Genomic DNA, 24,156 nt, shown 5'->3' on the forward strand with positions numbered 1-24,156 from the left:
GTAGTTAGTTTTAGTCACGAGTCAAAATCAGTTTGGTAAATACAGTTTATGCAAGGTTGACCTGTGTAGCTGTATTTACACCAATGACTAAGTGCATCCGTTTAATAAATACGTGAGTAACCTTCGGGTCGGGTTTTAAAGCGACGGTGAAACCACATGTACTGGGTGGGAGCCAGGTTTAATTGCTGTTCCATAAGCTGGTTGCTGGTGGTGGCATCAGCCACTTCATCGCTGGTGGGATAGCTTTGCAGGGCTGGCGTAATGTTCAGGTGATAATGCGGTTTACGATCATCGTTGCGATAAAAATGTAACGACATCACTGCGGCATTGGTCATTTTGATCAGGCGACGCTGTGCAGTCACGGTTGCCGCAGGAACACCATAAAAAGGCGCCATTACGCCCTGCTTGAGGCCAAAATCCTGATCCGGTGAATACCATACAATCTTTTTGTCTTTAAGCCGACGCACCAGCAAACGAATATTGTCGTGATCAATTTGCTGCTCATAAATGGTATGGCGCGAGCGATAAATCAGCCAGTCCAGCATGGGGTTATTTTGCGGACGGTACATCACATCCGGTGTGAAATAATAGCTGCACAGCAAGCCACCGGCATCCAGCAGGGTAGAGTGCAGGCCTAGTAGTAAAATGCCACGTTGTTCAGCCTGCGCCTGTTGCAAGTGTTCAAGCCCGCTAATACTCACCTTGCCATTAAAGCGCTTGGGGTTATACCATGCGGTCAGGCTTTCAAAAATGCCGATCCCCATGTTTTCAAATACATCTTGGCCCATGCGCTGGTATTCAGGCTCAGACAGGCCCGGATAACAAACCCGCAGGTTGGTAAGTGTGGTTTTGCGTCTGGATTTTAGGGCTTTCCAGAGCAACTGGCCAATGGCACGGCCAAGACTGCGTTGCACCAGCCACGGTGCATAGGCCCAGGGCAACAGCAGGAAAATGCCCAGCCAGATGCCCCAGTATTTTGGGGCAAGAAACGCAGGTAAGAATTGAGGTTGTGCAGAATGGGGATGTGATGAACTCATGAACAATGGGCAGTTTTCTTCCAGTCTGCCAATTGTGCCGGGGTCGCTGTGGCTAAATCAATGGATAATGCCAGCTCGGAACCAGACTTTTTAAGCTGGCGACCCGGAATTTGCATATTTTTGGCCAGTTGAGCCAGGGTTTGCTGCATGCTGGCTTCATCATATTTGGCCTGACTGTGCTGAAGCACATAAGCATAGTCACCGCGCTTATGGATGAGCAGGCCAATAAAACGCTCATTATTCTGGCTTAATACCAGATAACCCGAGGCGCCAAGCTGGGAGCGTACGGGTTTAACAGCACCCTGTGCTTGTGTCTGGATTTGTGCATTATAGAGCTGGGTATATAGCTGGCCAATCTGGCTGCTCAAGCCGGAAATATCCTGTGTGCTGGCACCGGGCAGCTTGGGGTTGTTGTTCAGGTTAATCGCATCAATCCGGTAAAAGCGGCCAATCTGGTCAGTAATGCTTAAGCTATTGCCTTCGGGCGTGCAGCTATCCTGTAGGGCCAGCTTGCCTGCCAGTACGGCTGAATTGAGGTCCAGATTGTAGGTTTGTGCCGGGGCGTAATACACCTGATTGGTTTGGACTAGTGGCTTGTTGGGCTGAATTTTTGCCGCATGACCATGCCCAAAATGACTACAGCCACTCATGGCCATAGACAGGCCAGCCATAACCCATAAGGTTTTGATTGGTGTTTTTTTCATACCCAGCATTGTCTTACTCTCCTTGACTGGCGGCCTCAAGCTCGGTCCAGCGCTCCAGTTTGTCCATCAGTTCTTGTTCTATCCCGGCCAGCCGTGTAGCGGCCTGGGTTGCTGCCTGTGCATCGGTGGTAAACCAGCTACCATCGGCCAGCTTTGCAGACAGCTGTTGCTGTTCAGCCTCCAGCGCGGCAATTGCACCCGGCAAGGCTTCCAGTTCCCGTTGATCTTTATAACTCAATTTTACTTTTTTGGATACGACAGGCTGATGATCTGCCTTGGCTTTTTGCCCTGAGTTTTGACTCGGCTTTTGCTCGCTTTTTTGTGCTGCTTTCTGATCCTTAAACGAATCGCGGCTGCTGGCCTGTACATTTTGATATTTGGATTGCTGGGCTTTTTGCGTCAGATAATCCTGATAACCGCCAATATATTCTTCAATGCCACCCTTGCCATCAAATACCCAGGTTGAAGTCACCACCTGATCCACAAATGCGCGGTCATGGCTGATTAGCAGCAGGGTGCCCGGATAACTGCCCAGCATTTCTTCTAGCAACTCCAGCGTTACCATATCAAGGTCATTGGTTGGCTCATCCAGCACCAGCAGATTGGAAGGCTTTAACAGCAGGCGGGCTAACAGCAAACGATTGCGCTCACCGCCGGATAAGGCCTTAACAGGCGTTCTGGCGCGTTGCGGGGAAAATAAAAAGTCCTGCAAGTAGCTGAGGATATGTCGTCTTGCCCCGTTGAGTTCGATAAAGTCGCTGCCGGCACTCACGTTTTCCTGCACGGTTTTTTCCAGATCCAGCTGATTACGTAACTGGTCAAAATACGCTACATCCAGCTGTGTACCGACCTGAACTGTACCACCATGTTCCTGTTCACCCAGCAAGGCGCGGATTAACGTGGTTTTACCCACGCCGTTATCGCCAATCAGGCCAATACGGTCGCCACGCATCACCAGTGCAGAGAAGTCATTGACCAGTATATTGTCGCCAAACTGCAGAGATAAATGCTCGATATCAAACACCAGTTTGCCGGATTTTTTGGCATCCTGAATGTTGAGCGTCACATTACCCTGCTGGCTGCGACGCGCCTTGAATTCTTCACGCAGGGCTTTCAATTCACGCACACGGCCTTCATTGCGGGTACGACGTGCCTTGATGCCCTGACGAATCCACACTTCTTCTTCAGCCAGTTTTTTATCAAAATTGGCATTTTGTTTTTCTTCGGCTTCGAGTTGCTGGGCTTTAAGCTCAAGGTATCTGGCGTAGTTGCCTTCATAACTACGCAGGATACCGCGATCCAGCTCAACAATACGGGTGGCTACATGATCCACAAACGCGCGGTCATGCGAAATGAATAGCAGAGTTAGATTGGGCCAGTCGAGCAGAAATTGCTCCAGCCACTCAATACTTTCAACATCCAGATGGTTGGTCGGTTCATCCAGCAGCAGTACATCCGGCTCAGTGAGCAGTGCCCGTGCCAGCAGCACCCGGCGTTTACGGCCACCAGACAGGTCAGATAGGTCTGCATGCCCATCCAGATTCATTTTGGCCAGAATGGTGTCCACCTGACGTTCCAGCGCCCAGCCATCCAGCGCATCCAGCTTGTGCTGCAATTCACCCATGTGATCACAGGCCTGCATGTCACCGGCTACACAGGCATCGCTGGCCGCATGATAATCAATCAGTACCTGTGCCGCTTCACCTGCACCGCCCGCGACAATATCGGCCACACGGCCAGTACTCATGGGCACATCCTGTTCCAGCATGGCAATGCGCAAATTATTTTGTTTGCTGACTTCGCCGCTGTCTGCCATTAAGCTACCATTGATCAGCTTGAGCAGGGTGGATTTACCCTCACCATTGCGGCCAATCAGACACACGCGCTCACCGCGCTCAAGGGCAAAGCTTGCGCCATCCAGCAGGGCAGGGCCGCCAAAGGCCAGATGAATGTCGCGTAAGCTAATAAGTGCCATAAACAAGGGTTTCCATAGATGAGGAGAGCAAGACCGTGGACAAACAGTTACGCCAGCTGGAAAGCACATTTTCCGCACGGATTGAGAATTTGTAAGTTTAAATTGCTAAGATTAAGTATGCTTTTGATTGCAAACGAAATTTTTTAATAATTTAAACCTTACTCACAAAGTATTTTGGCGTATTTCATTAAAATGCTTTAGCCATGCAGGATATAGAATATTAGCATTTTTCCTTTGAGGAGACATCATCTCTGATAACAAAGCTAAAGCAAAAATTTAGGCGATTAAATAAATTAAAATAAAGTCTACTACGCTAATTAATAGCGTGGCTTGCCATCTTTATCTATACCAAGTCCTAAGGGGGACTAATAATCTGGTCTTTCCAAATAGCCGGGGACAGGTGGAATGGTATACCGATCTATTACGGCGTCTATGTGAAAAGGAAGGTATTCCTAGTCAGTTCTGGGCGCATCATGGCAATTTATCCAAGGAATATCGAGAAGATGCTGAAAAAGCTTTAAAAGATAAGTCCCAGAATGCTACAGCAATTTGTACTACTACCCTTGAGCTTGGCATTGATATTGGACATGTCAAAAGTATCTGTCAAATTGGTTCTCCACCATCGGTTGCCAGTCTCAGACAGCGCCTTGGCCGTTCGGGAAGGCGTAAGGACGAGCCTGCTATATTAAGAGGATATTGTATAGAATGTGAGCTAACACCTGATTCAGGTCTCTCAGATCGTATTCGGGAAGGACTGCTACAGATGATAGCTATGATTCAACTATTGCTTGAAGGCTGGTTTGAACCACCGCGGATTAAGGGTCTACATTATTCAACACTGGTGCAGCAGATACTATCGGTTATTGCCCAGAAAGGCGGAGCTACAGCCGCTGAGCTATGGCATACATTGATTCATCAAGGGCCTTTTGAGGGGATAGTACGAGAAGACTTTCTTTCATTACTACGGGGAATGGGCGAAGAGCTGTTACTCATGCAGGAAAGTACAGGGCTTTTATTGCATGGTGAGAAGGGTGAAAATCTCGTTAATCACTATGATTTTTTTGCAGCATTTGTTTCAACGGAGGAGTTTAGACTGATTGTTGAGGGAAAAGCACTTGGTTCTCTACCCATTAAGCATATTCTTATCCCTGGGCAATACCTGATTTTTGCAGGAAGGCGCTGGCGTGTCTTGGATGTTGATGTAGAGAAAAAAGTAATATCGGTGAAAGCTGACAAAGGTAGAGCACCACCTAACACCCGCCTATTTATAGTTCAGGTGAGGTTGGTAGATCTTTTCTAGCCCTTGCATTACCAAACGGTTAATCAGCAAGACATCATCGGTGGCATGCGGTAGGTTAATAAGCAGGAACGGATGACAATAGGGCTGGACAAAGCGGTTGGTTTTAATGCTAATGCCGACCCTACCACACAGTAGTTTTTGTTTACTTAACTTGGCCAACCATGCGTGAACTGGACGTATTGACAGGCTGTTCTAATCATAAATTTTAAGTATTGTGCTTAGGTGAGCGTATTGACCTGCTGGTTGTTGTTTAGGAAACGTGAGGTAGTAATCGGCATTTTTTATTTTCAGATTTAATGTTGTGTACTTGTTATTCTCCATTGTTTAAAACATATACACGGTATACTCGTGACTCTCAGGATAAATTAAGAAAAAAGCAAATGAACAGAGTTTTAATGAATATTATTGATGTGATAAATAATAGTGATGGGACCAAAGATCAAATCTTTATGTATCAAGAGAAAGAAGTGAGAATAAGTACAAAAGGATTTAAGTCACTGGTCAATACTGAAATAAGTTATTTTAATCTTAAAGAAGAACGCGTTACGCCTTATTTAGAGGGTTTCCGGAAGTTCGCTATCGGTAGTACCACACACTACAGTACTAAAAGCCTTCATTAAAAAATAACTTTATAAAAAGCCGCCCAATCAGACGGCTTTTTATTGGCTTAATAGTTTCTCTGGGTATTGGCAGGCCAATAGGAATTTTATCGGGGTAGTACACATGGATCGTGACTACGGAATGTACTTTTTAGTAGGAACATTAGTCTTATTATTACTATATTTATTTATATAGCTGACCAATTTTCTTTGGACAATTTACATTACTTTTAAATAAAAGATTGTATAACTGGATTTATAGGCGTATAAATACTAAACCGAAAGGTTATTGGTTAAAGTCCATGACTGATTTCAGGTTAAATACTCTATAAAATAATTATAGCTTTATTAAGTCTCTCGTTCCGCAGTTTTATTTATAATTCTCCGTTTTCATAAGATTTTAGCTTCATAAATTATTTTTTGAGTGATCTATATGGATTAAATTCATATTAATTTTTCAAATAGGATTATAAAATGTCTACTACTGCTACCGGCGTTGTTAAATGGTTTAATGAAACTAAAGGTTTTGGATTTATTCAACAAGAATCTGGACCAGATTTATTTGCCCATTATAGTGAAATTCAAAGTAATAGTTTTAAGACTCTTCATGAGGGACAGCAAGTACAGTTTACTATTACCGAGGGTCAAAAAGGCCCTCAGGCAAGTAAAATTTACCCTCTTTAAATCATCTTTTAACTGATAGGTAGGCCAATACGTCTATCTATTCTTTTTAAGTTTAAAACCCTTACTTAAATGGTAGGGGTTTTTTATAGCTTAAATTCAAAACTATATTTTTAGGATATTTAGCGGGCAATATATTAATACTAAAATTGAAGACCTAATCAATGTGTATTATAACAATAGTAAGAAATGCCATCAGTGCAAGCCTTGTATTAATACTTCTATCCTGTAGCATTAATCAGATAATCCCTCAATCAAGGCAACCCTAATGGTTGTTCACAAAGCTGTAGGGCGATTTGCTGTTAAGCAGAAAATTGATTTCAAATACTATTTTGAAATCACAGGATTTGAAAAAGTCTCAGGTACCGGCAGCATTATTATTGATAGTAAAACCTGGACACAAGAAAGTATTAAAAAATCAATTAATAAGTTTGTTTTAGCACAAGTAAATGAATTTTTAGTAAATAAAAACATTACTCAGACTTCCAACTTTGGAGTAGATACCGGTATTGAAATACTAGCGGTGCATGAGCCTACGATAGCGCAGCGTCTTACTGAGCATGGTGGTAAGGCTCAGGTTACCAGCCAAAAGTACATTGTGTTTATAGTAGGGCTTGCCATAGTAATCATGTCCTTTCTTGTTCTATGTATGAATCACTATTCTTTCGCGTTTAACTCTTTCAAGTGAAATAAAGTTAGATAATAACTTGACGTAACCAATATCTTACTTAAAAAATAGACGAGTAAATGTTTTAATAATATAGATGATATTAAATCTATCAGTATCTAATTAATATTACAGTTAATAAATTTATTAGAAAAATTGTTCTATCTTTAAACTGATATGTCATAAAAAATCTTTAGAGAAGTTACGAACTACTCGTAAAAACAAGTGTATATTACAAAGTGATAAAAAATCTACCTTATTATTATATCGAGTATTTAATGCCGCATCCTACGAGATTCTCGTATGCAAGCACATCCACTGCTTTACCTTCTACAATTAAGGATCATCTGGTTAGTATAACTAGAAATGCTGAAACTAATACCGTCCGTGGAGAAATGGCCGGTATTTTGATTTACGGGAATAAATGTTTTTTTCATTGCATTGAAGCACCTGCCTCAACAATTAACAGAATTTATAACGAAGCTGTTCAGAATCCACTTGACCAACGGTTTGAATTATTAAAACGTGAGTTAATTTCAGAGCGTTATTTTAAAGGCTGGGAAATTAAATATTTTGTTCGGGAAAAAGCACTACAAGAGTTTTTTCTTGAGCATTATGGAAAGCATGAATTTGATCCTTACATGCTTGAAGGAAATCGCCTTGATGCCTTTATTAAGCTACTGGCACGTCCGAAGCATGAGCGATTGTCAGGATTTCCTTGCCCTACAGAGGCTTCCATATTCGCAGGCAGTTCAAGTTCAGGCCGATTGCTAAATACCCATTACATTGGCTTTATGATAATGGTAGCCATCCTTATTTTTTTATTTTACCTCATGATGGATCACTACATGGGCTGGGATACTTTTCAGAGCATATATCGCTCATAAAATGAAAACTCCTAAAATAAGGGTATAGGGATTTTGACCATATCCTTATCAAATCCAAATTAAGTCGCCGTATTGCATTACTTGAGGAGCGCTTGAATATTCATTTAATTTAGCGGTCATCCCGACAGTTTAAGGCTATCGGAACCGGACAGCAGTGTTATTAATATTGTTAGGCAATGCTTGCTGAAGCCAAGGCTGGACAAGAGTTTATCGATTCCCATATTGATGAACCACAGGGTCTTATTCGGATGAGTTGTCCCCACCATTGCTGTATTCCCAGATCAAGGATATGCTTGCATTACTCCTTAACAACCCCCTTTAAATTCCTAAGCCCCAAAGTTTTTAATCATCGCGCTTGGCTGTAAGGGAATGGGTAATCGTGCAGCTCTAGGGTAATCAATAGTTGCCAGATAAAATCCTGCGTGGTTGGCGACATTTGCAGGGTAGCAAACACAGGCGTGCTGGCACCTTTAATATCAATTCGAATGTTCCTGCTTGAGTGTTCCTGCTGTGATTTTACCTCTATATTGGTTTTTGCTTCTGTACGGCATGCATCAAGCCCCAACATTATGCAGACAATCGATAAGCCCGTGCGGATAAGGGCTTGACAATTTTTAATGAAACATTTGATACTTTGCGCCAACCGTGTCCGTCAAGAGATTAGCTGCTTGGGCAAACCATTACACCGCAAGATGATTCCAGAGACTTATGTGCAATTGCTATTTGAGTATCTGGAAGCGCAGGGCCATGACCCTGAAAGCGTACTGGGTGAACCATGGCCTGTACCTGATGTGCAAGGACTTGGCGGTATGCCTGTAGCGCACTGGGATCAGCTTTTAGAAACTGCAAAACAGCATTTGAATGATCCCCTTATTGGTTTGCATGTAGGACAAACCATTACTGCCCGGCATCTGGGCATTCTGGGTTCGGTGCTGCTGGCCTGCGATAATTTTGGCGCACTCATGCAGCGTTTTGAGCGTTATCAGCGGCTGATTTTTGATGTTGTGCCTGCAAGCATTGATATTGGGCCAGCGTATATTGAATTAACCTGGGATATTCAGGACTATCAAGCTGGGGGCTTGGTGGATGAAACAGGACGGACGGTGATGGTGCAGTTTTGCCGTAGCCTGATTCGGGGCACTACTTCATTGCTGGCCGTGCATTTTATTCATGAGCAGCCCGCTGACATTAAGCCCTATGAAGACTATTTTGGTTGTCCGGTGTTATTTGAGCAGCCTAAACCGCTGTTGCGTTTTGGCCTGAATATGCTGAGCTTGCCATTAAAAAGCCCTGATCCTGCATTGATTGCCGTGCTGGATCAGCATGCTGATCAGTTGTTGGCCAAATTGCCTCAGGTAGAAGAAATCGTTGAGCAGATAAGGAAGCATATCGCCTATTTGCTGCATCAGGGTGAACCTGATATTGCACAACTGGCAGACTTGCTGTGTTGTTCACGCCGCACCTTGCAACGACGCTTGATGGAAGCAGGAACCAGTTTTCGGCATGAATTAAATACGGTAAGGCACGAGCTGGCACGATCTTATTTACAGGACCCCAGATTGCAAATTGTCGACATTGCCTTATTGCTGGGTTATTCCGAACATAGTGCATTCACCCGTGCCTACAAGGAGTGGACAGGCCACACACCTCAGCAGGAGCGTGAATCACATGTCAAAGATAGTCTTAAAAACATGTGATTAAGGCTATTCAGGTACTGTATCCAGATCAGCATCAATCTGGATAATATGTTTTGACCTAAAATGTAAATCAACCATGCTGTTTTGCATCAATCTGCATGGTTTTTTTCAGATCTTTACGGTTAAAACCAATCAATTCAATGAGGTTACGAAGCAACCCTGGCGCACGGGCAACCAAAGTATTGGCTTTAGGCACAATTACAATATCACGGCGCCGTTCAATAGCATCTACCAGCCCAGCCACCACGTCTTCAATGGGAACGTATTTCCAGATACCGGTATTGCCACTCCAGACGGCTTGACCGGCAGGATCAGCTTGTACTGCTTCCATCATCGGGGTTTGAAAGAAGGTTGGATGCAGGCTGCCTACACCGACGCCCAAATGCTTGAGTTCTAAACGCAGACTATCACATAAGGCCCATACACCCGCTTTGCTGGCAGTATAATGGGTATTAAGTGGTGAATGGACAAAGGCTGCCATGGACGATACGGCCAGCAAATAACCGCGATTATTCTTAACATAAGGTAAGGCAGCCCTAAAGGTGCGGAATACCCCGACAAGATTAATGTCAATGGTACGTTCAAAAGTTTTGGGATCGATATGCTCCAGTGACTCTGTTGAGCCAATGCCGGCATTGGCAATCACCACGTCAATCCTGCCAAAATGCTGCGTCACTTCTGCCATCGCAGTTTCCAGACTTTCTAGCGAGCGAACATCGGCTACCCAGCCCTTAGCCACCTGATCACTCCCTAATACGCTGGCTTGCGCAGTCACACTGGTGAGATCAAGATCCAGTAGTGCTAGCTTAGCCCCTTTACCAGACAGTGCCTGTGCCGCAGCTTGCCCAAGACCACCGGTTGAGCCGGTAATCACAATCACTTTATTTTTGAGTTGATATTTACTCATAACGTATTCCCCCTACGATATTAATGAATTAGGCGTGTTTAATTAGCGAACAGGAACTGTATGTTTAAGAAAGTTGATCTGGTCCTGTACCACATGCTCAAACGCATCACCAACATAAATATCGAAGTGACCATAATCATAGCGTTTAATGTCCTTGCATGGAGTACGCTTGGCATGCCGTAAGGTGGCTTTAGCGGGGGCAACCGTATCGGGATCACAGATACAGAACAACACAGGGGCTTTGATCTTGGGGGTACTGCGGCCAGGATAGTAGCGAATAATATCCAAGGCAAAACGGGCAGCCACAAAGTTCTTGTAGTCTGGGTCACACTGGGTCAGTGCTGTCAAACCTAACATGGCATCTGGGGCATTCATCAGGGCCATTTCGCCAGGATAGGCTGACAAAGGCACCATTACTGGTGCTTGGCCAAATGCGGCACCAACCCGGTCACGGATTGCCAGTGCAGTGAGCTTGACTGAGGTGACAGGATGCATTACCAGACTGGAGGCCAGACCATCAGTAAATGGACATTGTGAAACCACTGCTGCTAGTTTCGGTTCAGAGGCTGCAGTTGCCAGTACATGTCCACCGGAAAACGAGGAACCCCATAGAATGACTTTTTTTGGGTCTATATCAGGCAGACTGCGTGCATAGACAATCGCGGCCTTCCAATCTTCTAGCTGTTTATTGATGTCAAGCAGTTGGCGTGGTTCACCTTCGCTATCACCAAAGTGACGGTAATCAAATACCAGGCAGGCATACCCTTGTGCTACAAAGCGTTCGGCAAAAGCAGTCAAGCGCATTTTTCGCGTGCCACCCAGACCATGCGCCATCACAATAATGGGAGAAGGTTTAGCTGCGGCCGGACGGTAAAGATAGGCACTACATTGAATACCGCCTGAGGCAAACTGGACATTAGCAGGTTGCAGCGGATTGGCTACTTTTTTGTTCATGGTAAAAATTCCATCAGGCGGTTGATGATGGGATTTTCACGCAATGCCGACCAGACAGCTTGACGCTTGCTGCCAGAATGCTTGATATTTTGCGCCATAAAAAAGTTAAACATATCGTTTCCTGTAATTGAATAGTTTTTAGGGTTTAATCTGGGACTACTCATTAAGGTGAGAATTGAAAGTATAGGGTACGTTGATGGTTACTAGTTTGAGTAGATTTCCCCTAACCCTATTAAATGAAAGTCATATTGATGAGGCAGCCTTAATCAGGCTGGTTATCTTTATTTAAGTCACATGCTGCTTCAAAATTTGCTGTTTTTTATTATTTAAACCAGGCAAAAAATAAGTTCTTTTATAACTTGTTTGAATTGAATTTTATGGTGCTCGTTTGTAGTGCATTAAAATGATGCTGGAGCAGTTTTAGTGCATTCACTTAATAAATAAAAAATAGAATATTAATAGTTTTATAAAAAAATAAATAAAATCAATTAATTAAAAACATGGCGCATACTTTGCATTATAGCGTGTATTGAGAGTACATCAATCATGCTGCGATTTGCATCATTGGGTACATACACTCATGATGGAAAGGCTTGAACTTAAGGCCATTTGCATCACAGTCTATTTAAAGTTTGCTAGGGTTCCGGTTTTTGTAGGTCACAAAGATGCCTGGTCCGAGAGCAAACGGTTCTAACCAATTTTTGGTTTGGAACTACACGGCGGGACAAAAGCCCGGGAGATAAAACACCTGCACCAGCCAGTGTGTACTCTCTGTTTTTTGGTTTGTCCTGTTGTGGAGTATGAGCATGTCTTATTCATTATATTCTGTTGATCAGCCATTATGGTACGAGCGATTACCCGGCGGACATCACTGGTCTGGCCGTGTTCGCCGCGGTACTGTGCTGCAATTTAAGGCCGAAGCAAGTAACGCCAACCTGTCGGTACTGTTTTTTAATGCCGAGGAAAAGCTGGAACGCTATAACATGCCGGATACCCTAAAGGCACAGCACACGGCATTTTTAACGGCCGGCCATGTCTGTTATTCCGACATGGGCCGGGTGATGTGCTCAATCATTCGTGACGATACCGGCTGGATTGATACACTTTGCGGTGTGGCCGATGCTAGCCAGATTCAGGCGCAATACGGCAGTAAAACCTTTGGTGACGCCCGCAATGCCATGTTCCGCAATGGACGTGATGGCTTTCTGGTGGAAATGGAAAAGTGGGGACTGGGCCAGCAGGATCTGGTGGCCAATATCAACCTGTTCAGCAAGGTCAGTGCTGATGACCACGATGACAATCAGGGCGCACTGGTGTGGGCTGAGCAGCACAGCAAGGCAGATAACATCATTGAGCTGCGTTTTGAGATGGAAACCCTGCTGATATTGTCCAGCGCGCCGCATCCACTCAATCCGGCGACCATTTACCAGCCTGCTGATATTTCAATCACCGCTTATAAAGCAAACCCCATTGCACCTGATGACCTGTGCCGCAATTCCTGCCCGCAAAACCAGCGCGGTTTTGCCAATAACGCCCGCTATTTTGCTGAGCCCAGTTTAAGCCAATTTTGACCAGAATAGTGACGAATTGAGCGTATCTAATTTCGTGCATCACGACTGAATTTAAGGAATAACAACATGGTCATTCAATTTAAAGAAAGTACTTTACTGGAAAGCAATGCCATCCTGAATGAAGTTTGCCCTGCCGGTGAAGCCTGGATGGGCCTGGTCAAAAAAGGCCAGACGTTTCGTATTGTGGATCTGGAGGGCAATCAGGCCGTTGATACCCTGTTTATTAGTGCGCATGATGCCAATGAACGCTACAGCCCTAGCCAGACTATTGTGGCTAGCAGCCAGCTTTATCTGGGGCTGGGTTCAAGGTTGTATAGCAATGAAAACCGTCATATTGCCACCATCACAGCAGATACCTGTGGTCGCCATGACACCCTGGGTGGCGCCTGTTCGTGCGAAAGCAATACCGTGCGCTATGCTCATGACAAATATCCCATGCACAGTTGCCGCAATAATTTTATGTACGCGCTGGCCAACCACCCGATTGCCCAAAAGGCAGGTTTAACCGTGCGGCATATTGGTGCCAACATTAACTTTTTTATGAATGTGCCCGTAACGCCAGACGGCCATTTACGCTTTGCTGATGGCATTTCTGCTGCCGGTAAATATGTGGAGCTGCAAGCCCAGATTGATTTGATTGTGCTGATTTCCAACTGTCCGCAGCTTAATAATCCGTGTAATGCCTACAACCCGACAGCCATTCGCTTGCTGGTCTGGGACACCATCGCAGATTCAACCACCCCACACTGCGGAGAGGCAGCCTGATATGTTTAATAAAGTATTAATTGCCAATCGTGGCGCGATTGCCTGTCGTATTATCCGCACCCTAAAAACGCTGGGTATCCAGTCGGTGGCGGTATATTCCGAAGCCGATCACGATGCACTGCATGTGAGCCTTGCCGATGAGGCGGTGTGCATTGGCCCGGCACCGGCCAAGGAAAGCTACCTCAATGCCGACAAAATCCTGCAAGTGGCATTACAAACCGGAGCGCAGGGCATTCATCCGGGTTATGGCTTTTTGTCGGAAAATGCAGCATTTTCTGAAGCCTGTGACGCAGCAGGCATTGCCTTTATTGGGCCAACTGCCAACCAGATGCGCCAGTTTGGTTTAAAACATACTGCCCGTGAGCTGGCCATGCAAAGTCAGGTGCCATTACTGCCGGGTAGTGGCCTGCTGGCTGATGTAACCGAAGCCTTAAGTGAAGCAGACCGGATTGGTTATCCGGTGATGCTGAAAAGTACCGCAGGGGGTGGCGGGATTGGTATGCGTCTGGTGTGGAGTGAAACCGAGTTGCAGGATGCCTATGCCAGCGTGTCGCAACTGGCGCAAAACAATTTTAAGGATGCCGGATTGTATCTGGAAAAATACGTTCAGCATGCGCGCCATATTGAAGTGCAGGTGTTTGGCGATGGCCAGAGTAAGGTGCTGGCACTGGGTGAGCGCGATTGTTCGGTACAGCGCCGTAACCAGAAAGTGATTGAGGAAACCCCGGCACCGCATTTAAGTGGTGCACAGCGGCAAAACCTACAGGACACGGCCATTCGCCTGATGCAATCGGTTAATTATCGTTCGGCAGGCACGGTGGAATTTGTGATGGATGCCGACACGCAGGAGTTTTACTTTCTGGAAGTCAACACGCGCTTACAGGTGGAGCATGGTGTCACCGAAGAAGTCACCAGCACCGATCTGGTGGGCTGGATGGTATTGCTGGCCAGTGGTGATTTTGAGCTGCCTGCTCAGGCCCCCACGCCACAGGGTGCATCCATTCAGGTGCGGGTGTATGCCGAAGACCCGGCCCGCAACTTTCAGCCTTCCTCGGGTGTACTCACCCAAGTACAGTTTTCGGACAATCCTGACATTCATGCGCGAATAGAAGCTGCGGTACAGCAAGGCTCTCACGTGCCGCCATTTTATGACCCCATGGTGGCCAAGATCATTGTACATGCCGACAACCGTGAACAGGCCATTGCCAAGCTACAACAGGCGCTCGATGAAACCCGGCTGGCCGGGATTGAAACCAATCTGGATTATGTGAAGTCCATTCTGGCGGGTGAGGTGTTTCAGTCGGGCCAGCAGACGACCTGTTATCTCAATGACTTTGCCTATCAGGCTGCCCGTATTGAAGTTTTGCAGGCCGGAGTACAAACCTCGGTACAGGATGCCACAGGCCGTCTGGGTTACTGGAATGTCGGTGTGCCGCCATCTGGTGCGATGGATGCCTTGAGCCTGCGTATTGGCAATCGCCTATTGGGTAATGAGGACAACAGTGCTGGTCTGGAATGCACCATGACCGGGCCAACACTAAAATTTCACTGTGACAGTCGGGTGTGCATTACGGGTGCACCGTTAAGTATCACCCTAGATGGGGTGGAACAACCCCTGTGGCAATGTTTTGATGTCAAAGCCGGGCAGGTATTGGCCTGTGGCAGCATGAAGGCGGGTTGCCGCAGTTATATTGCCATCAAGGGTGGCGTGCAGGTGCCGGAATACCTCGGCAGCAAGGCCACCTTCAGTCTGGGACAATTTGGTGGTCATGCCGGACGTAACCTGCGTCTGGGAGATATGTTGCCCATTAGTGCAGTAGCGGTTACAGCGGCTAGTGAGGCCAGCAGTGAGCTTGTCAATTTTTCTGCACTGCAACAATCATCGCAGCCACAGATCAGCAAGGACTGGCAAATTGGCGTGATGTACGGCCCGCATGGTGCGCCAGACTTTTTTACCCCAGCTGACATTCAAACCTTTTTTAATACCGACTGGGAAATTCATTATAACTCCAGCCGGACAGGGGTGCGCCTGATTGGGCCAAAACCAGAATGGGCACGTAGCGATGGCGGCGAAGCAGGCTTGCATCCGTCCAATATTCACGACAATGCCTATGCCATTGGTGCGATTGACTTTACTGGTGATATGCCAGTTATTCTGGGGCCGGATGGGCCGAGCCTGGGCGGCTTTGTCTGTCCGGCCGTAGTGGTCAAGGCTGAGCTTTGGAAACTGGGCCAGTTGCGTCCGGGCGACAAGGTACGCTTTATTCCCATCAGTCAGGACCAAACCGACCAGTTGGAGCTTCAGCAGGAACAGGCACTGGATAGCCTGTTAACACAGGCTGATCATGGCCTGCCGCAAGCATTTAATGTCACGCTGCAAGCCAACTGGGAAACCCTGAATTCTGCCATTTTAAGCCAGTATCAGGCACCAGATGCGCCGCAAGTGGTATACCGTCCGGCCGGTGATAATTATGTGCTGGTAGAATATGGCGATCTGGTGCTGGACTTGAACCTGCGCTTTCGCGTGCATGCCCTGATGCAATGGGTCGAGGGAAAAAATATCAATGGCATTATTGACCTGACGCCGGGCATTCGCTCACTGCAAATTCATTATGATGCCAACCTGCTAACCCAAAGCCACTTGCTGGACTTGCTGAAGCAGGCAGAGCATGAACTGCCTGCCATTGATGATATGGTGGTGCAATCGCGCACCGTGTGGCTGCCGCTGGCCTGGGATGATTCCCAAACCCGGCTGGCTATTGAAAAATATATACAATCGGTGCGTGCCGATGCGCCATGGTGTCCCAGCAACCTTGAGTTTATTCGCCGTATTAACGGGCTGGACAGCATTGATGATGTCAAAAAAGTGGTGTTTGATGCCAGCTATCTGGTGATGGGACTGGGCGATGTCTATCTGGGTGCCCCGGTTGCTACACCGCTTGATCCACGTCATCGGCTGGTAACGACCAAATACAATCCGGCGCGTACCTGGACTCCGGAAAATGCCGTCGGTATTGGTGGGGCCTACATGTGCGTGTATGGCATGGAAGGGCCGGGCGGCTACCAGTTTGTGGGCCGTACCATTCAAATGTGGAACCGCTATCACATTACCCCGGAGTTTGAAGCTGGCAAGCCCTGGCTGCTGCGTTTCTTTGACCAGATTCGTTTCTTTGAAGTGTCGGAAGATGAATTGCTGGACATGCGCAAGGAATTTGCGGCAGGCCGTTACCGGGTGAAAATTGAACAGGGTGAACTGAGCCTGCGTGAATACAACCGGTTTTTAACGGACAACCAGCCCAGCATTGAATCATTTAAAACCACCCAGCAAGCCTCGTTTGATGCCGAGCGTGACCGCTGGAAAGCTGCAGGACAGGCCGAATACATCAGCGAAGCCGACAGCAGTAATGTCAGCGATGAATTGCAGCTCAAGGCGGGTGAACAACTGGTAGAAGCACATATCCCTGGCAGTATCTGGAAAATTCCGGTCAAGACCGGTGATCATGTCAAGGCCGGTGATGTGGTGGCGATTATTGAATCCATGAAAATGGAATTTACCGTCACTGCTACACACGCTGGCATTGTGGATCAGGTGGTGGCGCAAGTGGGCCATCAGGTCAGTGCCGGGCAGGCGCTAATGGTACTCAGGGAGCAGGCTGCATGACTGAGCACACACGAGAATTTGATTTGACTGATCTCAGTATTAGTAATCTGCGGACGGCTTATGCACAGGGCCTGACTCCGCTGCAACTGGTGGAATATCTGCTTGAGCGCATACAGGCGGAAGATTCTGGGGACAGCCATCAGGTCTGGATTTATCAGCTCAGTGCAGACTGGCTGCGCGATTATACGCAACAACTGGCCCGTAAAAACCCGGCTGACTTGCCACTGTATGGGATTCCCTTTGCTATCAAGGACAATATTGATCTGGCAGGCGTGCCAACCACAGCCGCGTGCCCGAACTTTGCTAATGTACCAACAACTTCTGCCACCGTGGTGCAAAAGCTCATGGATGCTGGGGCCATTCCACTGGGCAAAACCAATCTGGACCAGTTTGCTACGGGATTAAATGGTACGCGGTCACCGTATGGCGTAGCGCGCAATAGCATTAATCCGGAATATATTGCTGGTGGTTCCAGCTCAGGTTCGGCACTGACAGTGGCTTTAAATCTGGCGTCATTTGCATTAGGCACCGATACGGCTGGTTCAGGCCGGGTGCCTGCTGCCTTTAATCAATTGGTGGGTGTAAAACCAACCTGCGGCTTATTGTCCAATAGTGGGGTTGTGCCTGCGTGCCGCAGTCTGGACAGTATATCGATTTTTGCCAAAAATGCCGCCGATAGCCTTACCGTGCTAGAGGTTGCGCAAGGCTTTGATCCTAAAGAGCCGTATAGCAAGCCCATCCTGCTGGCAGAGCCAAAACTAGTAAAAACCATTGGCATTCCCCGGGCGGATCAGTTGCAGTTCTTTGGCGATAGTGACTATGCGGCGCTGTTTGCCAAGGCAATTCATCAACTGCAAGCTCAGGGCTTTAGCGTGCAGGAAGTAGATTTTACGCCATTTCTGGAAGCGGCAAAATTGCTGTATGCCGGGCCATGGGTGGCTGAGCGCTACCATGTGGTGCAGCATTTAATCCAGCAGCAGCCGGACAGTTTATTGCCCGTCATCCGTCAAATTATTGGCAAGGCCACGCAATTTAGTGCCGTGGATTGTTTTGCTGCCTTTTACCAGTTGGCCGAATACAAGTGTCAGGCTAACCAGATCATGGCATCGGTGGATGTAATGCTCACGCCAACGGCAGGCACTATTTTTAAAATTAATGACATGCTAGCCAATCCGGTTGAACTCAATAACCAGCTCGGCTATTACACCAACTTCATGAACCTGCTGGATTTCTCGGCAATTGCGCTCCCAGCCGGACAGCGTGCTGATGGCTTGCCGTTTGGTATTACCTTCTTTGCAGCGGCGGCACAGGATTTAACCCTGCTTGATCTGGCGCAGCAACTGGAACAGGTACTGGGCTAACCCGTAACAGGAAAGAAAATAGGATAGGAAAGAAAATATGAAAGACACGATTGATGTGGTGGTATGCGGCGCACATTTATCCGGCATGGCCTTGAATCCACAGTTGATTGAACGCGGCGCCATGCTAATCGAAACCACTGAATCTGCTGCTGAATACCGCTTGTATGCCATTGCAGGTGGCCCACCGTTTCGTCCTGCCATGGTAAAAGTTAGTCAGGATGGTGTGGCTATTCCTGTCGAGGTATGGCGTTTGTCGGCGGCGGCCTTTGGGGATTTTGTCAGCCTGATTCCAGCGCCACTGGGTATTGGCAAGGTCAGGCTGGCAGATGGCAGAGTAGAGTGCGGTTTTATTGCCGAACCGATTGCACTGGACGGCGCAACTGATATTAGCCATTTTGGGGGTTGGCGCAATTATCTTGCCAGTGTGCAGTAGCAGTTTTGAGGTGAATGGCTGAATTTTTATTGCCAAAACAATTCAGCGTTAACAATCCAATGCTAATAGCCTAACGCTTAATAAAAAAGCAGTACCGTACGGGCTGCTTTTTTTTATAAAGACTGGTCGAAAGGGCAATCACAGTGCATCTACCCGCTTTTGTAAAACAAGCTGGGCCATAACGGTGCATGGCAGATCACAAGGGAAATTTATCTTGTTTATTTAGAATTCTTATTTCAAAAATAATTAATTTTATCAAATGCTTAGTTGGATAAAAATTTTACCTGAAACATGATTTTTGTTCTGGCACAGGGCTTGCTTAGTACTCAGTATTACTAAAAGCAGTTTTTGTCATACTGCATTGTCTTGAGGATATTCACATGATGAGTTTGTCCGTTTTACCGTCCAGAATGCCTGCCACGGCCTTACTGATTGCCATGCTGGCAAGTATCAGCCTGTTGTCGGGCTGTAGTAAAAGCAATGAGTCACCCACCACAACATCGGATAGCACTACTGCGGCCTCATCCAGCAGCAGTGCCGCACCCTTAAAGGTGGGTTATAGCGACTGGCCCGGCTGGGTGGCATGGCAGGTGGCCATTGAAAAAGGCTGGATTAAAGAGGCTGGCCTGAACGTGGATTTTCAGTGGTTTGATTATTCGGCATCATTGTCTGCCTTTGCAGCAGGCAAGCTGGATGGCGTGCTGGTCACCAACGGCGATAATCTGGTCAATGCTTCATCTGGCAGTCGTGGCATCATCATTCTGGCTACCGATTACTCCAGCGGCAATGACATGATCATTGGTAAAAAGGGCATCAATTCACTGGCCGACCTAAAAGGCAAAACTGTGGCGGTAGAAAAAGGGCTGGTGGATCACCTGCTGCTTAACACCGCACTGGCCAAAAATAATATTGCCCCGGATTCCATTACCTTACTGAATGCACCCACCAATGAAATGCCGCAGGTACTGGCCTCTGGCAAGGTCGATGCAGTTGCCGTATGGCAGCCCGTTGCCGGACAGGCCCTCAAGGCTGTGGCTGGTTCCAAGGCACTGTATACCTCTGCTGATGCACCGGGCCTGATTTACGATACGCTGGCAGTTTCGCCCAGCAGCCTTGGCCAGCACCGCGCTGACTGGGTAAAACTAAGCAAGGTCTGGGACAAAGTGGTGCATTACATCAATGACCCGAAAACCCAGCCGGATGCCTTAAAGATTATGTCAGCACGGGTAGGGCTGGAACCTGCCGCCTATGCCGAGTTTTTAAATGGTACCCACCTGCTGGACCTTGAAGGCAATAAAGGCGTGATGGTGAAAAAAGACGGCCTGGATTCACTGTATGGCTCGTCCTATAACGTCAATAAATTCAACGTGGACAATGGCATTTATAACAAGCCAGTGAATGTTGACAGCCTGATTGATCCATCCGTGGTCAATGCAAAGTAACTAAATGAATGAAATGCGTGTTCACGCAGCAGGTATCCGCATGTCCAAAGCCATGTATTCCATTTATCAGCAACTGGTGCAACCACTTGGCCGCTACGGGCTTTTGCTGCTGCGTCTTTTAGCCCTGCGCGCTGGAGACAATGCACAGACACACCAGCTTTTATTGCAAAAATCACAGGCAATCAAGCCATCAAAGCAATCATAGCGAAGCGCATTGCATTATTTTTAGGGGAGTAGGGCAGCTATTCAGGCTGCCAATGCTAGGGCTGGGCCTGGACAAGAGACTTGCTCAACCGGGGTAAAGTGGAATTATGGTAAAAATATCTCAGGCCTTAAGTGCCAAACAAAATATTAGCCTGGGGGTACTGTCTTTCTTGCTGCCCTTACTGGTGTGGTGTGCAGTCAGCTATTTGCCGTTTATCTGGCATTCGCAGGTCATGATCAAGAATGCGGGCGATGTGGTTTATTTTGAACCAAATACCCGGATTGAACGTGATGTGTTTAATATGGAAGCCCACAATATGCAGACGCAAGGTTTGCAGATTCCTGAGGGCACACCCGTCAACCCGGTATATTTACCAGCCCCGCATGAAGTTGCCAAAGCACTGGTGACTGCATTTACCACGCCACCACCACAACCTACTGATCCGTGGCTACATCAAAGCCTGTGGCATAGTGTCAAACTGGTGTTTATTGCCTTTTTTATTTCATCGCTGATTGGTGTGCCTTTAGGGGTGTTGTGTGGCCATTCCCGCATTATTTCGCGGCTGGTGGAACCATTTGTGGAATTTTTTCGCTACTTGCCAGCACCTGCATTTGGTGCCCTGATGGTAGCAATTCTGGGTATTTATGATGCGCCCAAGATTGCCATTATTGTAATTGGCACCTTGTTTCAGCAAATCCTGATTATTGCCAACACCACCCGCAAGCTGGAAAACGGCTTGCTGGAAGCGGGCTTAACACTGGGCGCCAACCGCCGCCAGTTGCTGGGTCATGTGGTAATTCCCGGCATTTTACCCGATGTGTACCGTGACCAGCGTGTCCTGCTGGGCTGGGCCTGGACTTACCTGATTGTGGCAGAACTGGTGGGCACCAGCTCCGGTATTACCTGGTTTATTACCCAGCAGGCGCGTTACCAGAATTTTGACAATGTTTACGCAGCTATTTTGATTATTGGCGTGATTGGACTGGTGACCGACCTGATTCTGGCCTGGCTGGGCAAACGTCTGTTCCGTTGGGATAAAGGAGCAAAAAAATGACCGAACTTCAAATAACCGAACTCAAATCCTTGCAGTTTTACCAGATGCAGCCTGAGGTACAGGCCCGCTTTGGCCAGATTTACCAGCGTCCGGTGGTACTAAAAGTAGAAAAGCTGTCCAAGTATTATCACGGACAGGGCGAGAAAAAACTGGCATTAAAAGACCTGAGCCTTGACATTTACCGCCGCGAATTTGTTTGCGTGATAGGGCCGTCCGGTTGTGGCAAGTCTACCTTTAGCCGCATTGTGGCCGGGCTGGAACCCTATGATGGCGGCAACGTTAAAGTGGATGATGAACAGGTGGGTGGCCCCTGCCGTAACCGGGGCATGGTGTTTCAGGGCTATACCCTGTTTCCATGGCGCACCGTCAAGCAAAATGTCATGTTTGGCCCGCAAATGAACGGGGCTGACCGTGACAGCGCCGAAAAAGCTGCCCTGCAATGGCTGGAACTGATAGGGCTTGAACAATATGCCGATGCCTTTCCTGACCAGTTATCTGGTGGCATGAAACAACGGGTGGCCATTGCCCGTGCGCTGGTCAATGAACCTAAAATCCTGCTAATGGATGAACCCTTTGGCGCACTGGACCCGCACACCCGACAAAAAATGCAGCAACACCTGCTGGATATCTGGCGCAATATTGACATCACGGTGATTTTTGTCACCCATGACATGGATGAAGCTATTTTGCTGGCTGACCGCATTGTGGTGCTCAAAGCCAACCCGGGTGAACTGATTGAAATTATTGAAGTGCCCGTGTCCCGTCCGCGTCATCCCAGCCAAATGAACAGTCCAGAATTTATTGCCGTGCGCAACCATATTAACCAACTGGTGCATGGCGACGATGAAACGGAAGTGGAACCTGCACTGGCGGAGTTACCGCATATTCCACGCATGACCCGCGTGGATGACCGGGTTGAGTAAATCAAGATGCAAAGCAGATCAATGTAGCGCCAGTTAAGACAGCAAATTTTTCTAAGAGATCAGCAATGGATACACCGCTAAAAGATCTGACGGCAGAAATACACAGTCAGGCGTGTTCATCAGTTGCGCCGGTTAGCCGGATTACCATGTCCTTGCCGCAGGAATTGCTGCGGGCACTGGACGACATGGTTACGCAGCGCGGGTTTGACAGCCGTTCGCAGGCTATTGCCGACATGATTCACCAGCAGGTCATGGCGCACAAGCAAAAGCTTGGCAATGAGGTAATGGTGGGTACGATTACCTTGCTGTATGATCGCTCCATGCCAAACCTGCAACGCCAGATTGCTGACCTGCAATACCAGAACTTAAGCGAAGTGATTAGCTCGCTGCATGTCAGTCTGGCGGATAACCAGATGATGGAGGTGGTGCTGATACAGGGCAGGGCCTGCCAGCTGGAAAAAATTGCTAACCAGTTGATTACCCTGCGTGGTGTGATTACCGGAAACTTGCAGTTGCTCACCGCCATCATGCCGCCCATTTCTTCACCAGCCACCGCACCCGCATGAGCCAAACAGAAAACTGCATTTTTCAGGCCTTTATTTAGAGATCACTATCAGGACTTAAGCCATTATGAGCAAAACAGACTGGACACGAGGTGAAGTGGCGCAGATTTATGGACAGCCGTTTAATGACCTGCTGTTTACTGCCCAGACTGTGCACCGCCAGCATTTTGATCCCAACACCGTACAGGTTAGCACCTTATTGTCGATCAAGACCGGCGCCTGCCCTGAAGACTGTGGTTACTGCTCACAATCCAACAGCTATGACACCCCGCTCACCCCGCAAAAGAAACTGCACATTGATGAGGTGCTAAAGGCTGCACAGGCCGCCAAAGACAGTGGCTCATCACGCTTTTGCATGGGTGCTGCGTGGCGTAACCCGCATGAAAGGGATATGCCGTATGTGCTGGAGCTGGTACGTGAAGTCAAAGGTATGGGGCTGGAAACCTGCATGACGCTGGGAATGCTGACGCCCTCGCAGGCAGAACGGTTAGCCGATGCAGGCCTGGACTACTACAACCATAACCTCGATACCTCACGCCAGCATTACAGCAATGTGATCACCACCCGCAGCTTTGATGACCGCCTGCAAACTTTAGAGCATGTGCGTAACAGTGGCATGAAAGTGTGTAGTGGTGGCATTTTAGGCTTAGGTGAGCAGCAAAGCGACCGCATCAGCTTATTGCATGAACTGGCCACCCAGCCCATCCATCCCCAGTCAGTACCCATCAATATGCTGGTGCCGATTGCAGGCACTCCCCTTGCAGATGCCC

Annotated in this window: 24 protein-coding genes and 1 riboswitch; of the genes, 17 read left to right on the forward strand and 7 right to left on the reverse strand. The window is 47.5% G+C overall.

All coding sequences use genetic code 11. The annotated features are described in order from the left end of the window. Window positions 1–101 precede the first annotated feature (101 nt). Genes lpxL through Q337_RS0116085 form a run of 3 tightly spaced genes read right to left on the reverse strand, consistent with a single transcriptional unit; the run spans window position 102 to window position 3,716 of the window. Complete coding sequence (gene lpxL, locus Q337_RS0116075) at window positions 102–1,037, reverse strand: LpxL/LpxP family Kdo(2)-lipid IV(A) lauroyl/palmitoleoyl acyltransferase (protein WP_026472452.1); 936 nt, start codon at window positions 1,035–1,037, stop codon at window positions 102–104. Beyond that, window positions 1,034–1,750, reverse strand: coding sequence for a hypothetical protein (locus Q337_RS0116080; RefSeq protein ID WP_026472453.1), 717 nt, complete (start codon window positions 1,748–1,750; stop codon window positions 1,034–1,036). Before Q337_RS0116080 ends, lpxL begins: the two co-directional genes overlap by 4 nt. Before the next feature lie 4 nt (window positions 1,751–1,754). Further along, window positions 1,755–3,716, reverse strand: coding sequence for an ATP-binding cassette domain-containing protein (locus Q337_RS0116085; RefSeq protein ID WP_026472454.1), 1,962 nt, complete (start codon window positions 3,714–3,716; stop codon window positions 1,755–1,757). Between the two features lie 325 nt (window positions 3,717–4,041). Here Q337_RS0116085 and Q337_RS18160 point away from each other — a divergent pair, with 325 nt between their 5' ends. Continuing rightward, complete coding sequence (locus tag Q337_RS18160; protein WP_228133151.1) at window positions 4,042–5,016, forward strand: helicase-related protein; 975 nt, start codon at window positions 4,042–4,044, stop codon at window positions 5,014–5,016. Here Q337_RS18160 and Q337_RS19420 read toward each other — a convergent pair. Next, window positions 4,978–5,175 (reverse strand): DinB/UmuC family translesion DNA polymerase, encoded by a 198-nt coding sequence (locus tag Q337_RS19420; RefSeq protein ID WP_407636791.1) that lies wholly within the window; start codon window positions 5,173–5,175, stop codon window positions 4,978–4,980. The genes Q337_RS18160 and Q337_RS19420 overlap by 39 nt on opposite strands. 236 nt (window positions 5,176–5,411) lie before the next feature. Between Q337_RS19420 and Q337_RS0116095 the strand changes: the two genes are divergently transcribed. The 4 genes from Q337_RS0116095 (at window position 5,412) to Q337_RS0116110 (ending at window position 7,850) form a co-directional block, all read left to right on the forward strand. Next, window positions 5,412–5,636 (forward strand): hypothetical protein, encoded by a 225-nt coding sequence (locus Q337_RS0116095; RefSeq protein WP_026472455.1) that lies wholly within the window; start codon window positions 5,412–5,414, stop codon window positions 5,634–5,636. Between the two features lie 453 nt (window positions 5,637–6,089). Next, a complete protein-coding gene (locus Q337_RS0116100; RefSeq protein ID WP_026472456.1) occupies window positions 6,090–6,299 on the forward strand; it encodes a cold shock domain-containing protein in 210 nt (69 codons plus the stop codon). A 265-nt stretch (window positions 6,300–6,564) separates the two neighbouring features. Then, window positions 6,565–6,984, forward strand: coding sequence for a hypothetical protein (locus Q337_RS0116105; protein ID WP_026472457.1), 420 nt, complete (start codon window positions 6,565–6,567; stop codon window positions 6,982–6,984). A gap of 257 nt (window positions 6,985–7,241) precedes the next feature. Beyond that, the gene (locus tag Q337_RS0116110; RefSeq protein ID WP_084494904.1) at window positions 7,242–7,850 is read left to right on the forward strand and encodes a BLUF domain-containing protein; all 609 of its coding nucleotides are present in this window, start codon (window positions 7,242–7,244) and stop codon (window positions 7,848–7,850) included. A gap of 346 nt (window positions 7,851–8,196) precedes the next feature. Here Q337_RS0116110 and Q337_RS18165 read toward each other — a convergent pair whose 3' ends face one another. Then, window positions 8,197–8,418 carry a hypothetical protein gene (locus tag Q337_RS18165; RefSeq protein ID WP_051526959.1) on the reverse strand — a complete coding sequence of 74 codons (222 nt, stop codon included), beginning with the start codon at window positions 8,416–8,418 and terminating at the stop codon, window positions 8,197–8,199. Between the two features lie 100 nt (window positions 8,419–8,518). On the opposite strand from Q337_RS18165, the gene Q337_RS0116120 reads away from it, so the two are divergent. Continuing rightward, window positions 8,519–9,547 carry an AraC family transcriptional regulator gene (locus Q337_RS0116120; protein ID WP_026472459.1) on the forward strand — a complete coding sequence of 343 codons (1,029 nt, stop codon included), beginning with the start codon at window positions 8,519–8,521 and terminating at the stop codon, window positions 9,545–9,547. Between the two features lie 70 nt (window positions 9,548–9,617). Here the strand turns inward: Q337_RS0116120 and Q337_RS0116125 are convergent, their stop codons facing one another. Both Q337_RS0116125 and Q337_RS0116130 read right to left on the reverse strand, forming a co-directional pair. Next, window positions 9,618–10,454, reverse strand: a complete 837-nt coding sequence (locus tag Q337_RS0116125; protein ID WP_026472460.1) for an SDR family NAD(P)-dependent oxidoreductase — start codon at window positions 10,452–10,454, stop codon at window positions 9,618–9,620. 42 nt (window positions 10,455–10,496) lie between these two features. Continuing rightward, entirely contained in the window at window positions 10,497–11,408 is a 912-nt protein-coding gene (locus Q337_RS0116130; RefSeq protein ID WP_026472461.1) for an alpha/beta hydrolase, read from the reverse strand. Window positions 11,409–12,032: 624 nt separating this feature from the next. Further along, window positions 12,033–12,149, forward strand: a riboswitch (guanidine-I (ykkC/yxkD leader). Window positions 12,150–12,214: 65 nt separating this feature from the next. Between Q337_RS0116130 and Q337_RS0116140 the strand changes: the two genes are divergently transcribed. From Q337_RS0116140 to bioB, 11 genes are all read left to right on the forward strand, one after another. Continuing rightward, window positions 12,215–12,979, forward strand: a complete 765-nt coding sequence (locus Q337_RS0116140; RefSeq protein WP_026472462.1) for an urea amidolyase associated protein UAAP1 — start codon at window positions 12,215–12,217, stop codon at window positions 12,977–12,979. A 66-nt stretch (window positions 12,980–13,045) separates the two neighbouring features. Further along, window positions 13,046–13,744 carry an urea amidolyase associated protein UAAP2 gene (locus Q337_RS18170; protein ID WP_051526960.1) on the forward strand — a complete coding sequence of 233 codons (699 nt, stop codon included), beginning with the start codon at window positions 13,046–13,048 and terminating at the stop codon, window positions 13,742–13,744. 1 nt (window position 13,745) lies between these two features. Continuing rightward, the gene (uca, locus tag Q337_RS0116150; protein WP_026472463.1) at window positions 13,746–17,405 is read left to right on the forward strand and encodes an urea carboxylase; all 3,660 of its coding nucleotides are present in this window, start codon (window positions 13,746–13,748) and stop codon (window positions 17,403–17,405) included. Next, window positions 17,402–18,766 (forward strand): allophanate hydrolase, encoded by a 1,365-nt coding sequence (gene atzF, locus Q337_RS0116155; protein ID WP_228133152.1) that lies wholly within the window; start codon window positions 17,402–17,404, stop codon window positions 18,764–18,766. The genes uca and atzF overlap by 4 nt, the downstream gene beginning before the upstream one ends. Before the next feature lie 37 nt (window positions 18,767–18,803). Then, the gene (locus Q337_RS19280; protein WP_026472465.1) at window positions 18,804–19,199 is read left to right on the forward strand and encodes an allophanate hydrolase-related protein; all 396 of its coding nucleotides are present in this window, start codon (window positions 18,804–18,806) and stop codon (window positions 19,197–19,199) included. A 410-nt stretch (window positions 19,200–19,609) separates the two neighbouring features. Further along, window positions 19,610–20,641, forward strand: a complete 1,032-nt coding sequence (locus Q337_RS0116165) for an ABC transporter substrate-binding protein (protein ID WP_026472466.1) — start codon at window positions 19,610–19,612, stop codon at window positions 20,639–20,641. Between the two features lie 4 nt (window positions 20,642–20,645). After that, window positions 20,646–20,846, forward strand: a complete 201-nt coding sequence (locus tag Q337_RS0116170) for a hypothetical protein (RefSeq protein ID WP_026472467.1) — start codon at window positions 20,646–20,648, stop codon at window positions 20,844–20,846. Between the two features lie 106 nt (window positions 20,847–20,952). Further along, window positions 20,953–21,900 (forward strand): ABC transporter permease, encoded by a 948-nt coding sequence (locus Q337_RS0116175; protein ID WP_026472468.1) that lies wholly within the window; start codon window positions 20,953–20,955, stop codon window positions 21,898–21,900. Window positions 21,901–21,944: 44 nt separating this feature from the next. Then, window positions 21,945–22,823: an ABC transporter ATP-binding protein gene (locus Q337_RS0116180; protein WP_026472469.1), complete on the forward strand. Its 879-nt coding sequence runs from the start codon at window positions 21,945–21,947 to the stop codon at window positions 22,821–22,823. Between the two features lie 65 nt (window positions 22,824–22,888). Then, entirely contained in the window at window positions 22,889–23,389 is a 501-nt protein-coding gene (gene nikR / locus Q337_RS0116185) for a nickel-responsive transcriptional regulator NikR (RefSeq protein ID WP_051526961.1), read from the forward strand. A gap of 64 nt (window positions 23,390–23,453) precedes the next feature. After that, a partial coding sequence (gene bioB, locus Q337_RS0116190; protein ID WP_026472471.1) for a biotin synthase BioB occupies window positions 23,454–24,156 on the forward strand: 703 nt, incomplete at its 3' end.

This window comes from Alkanindiges illinoisensis DSM 15370 (assembly GCF_000619845.1).
GTDB lineage: Bacteria > Pseudomonadota > Gammaproteobacteria > Pseudomonadales > Moraxellaceae > Alkanindiges > Alkanindiges illinoisensis.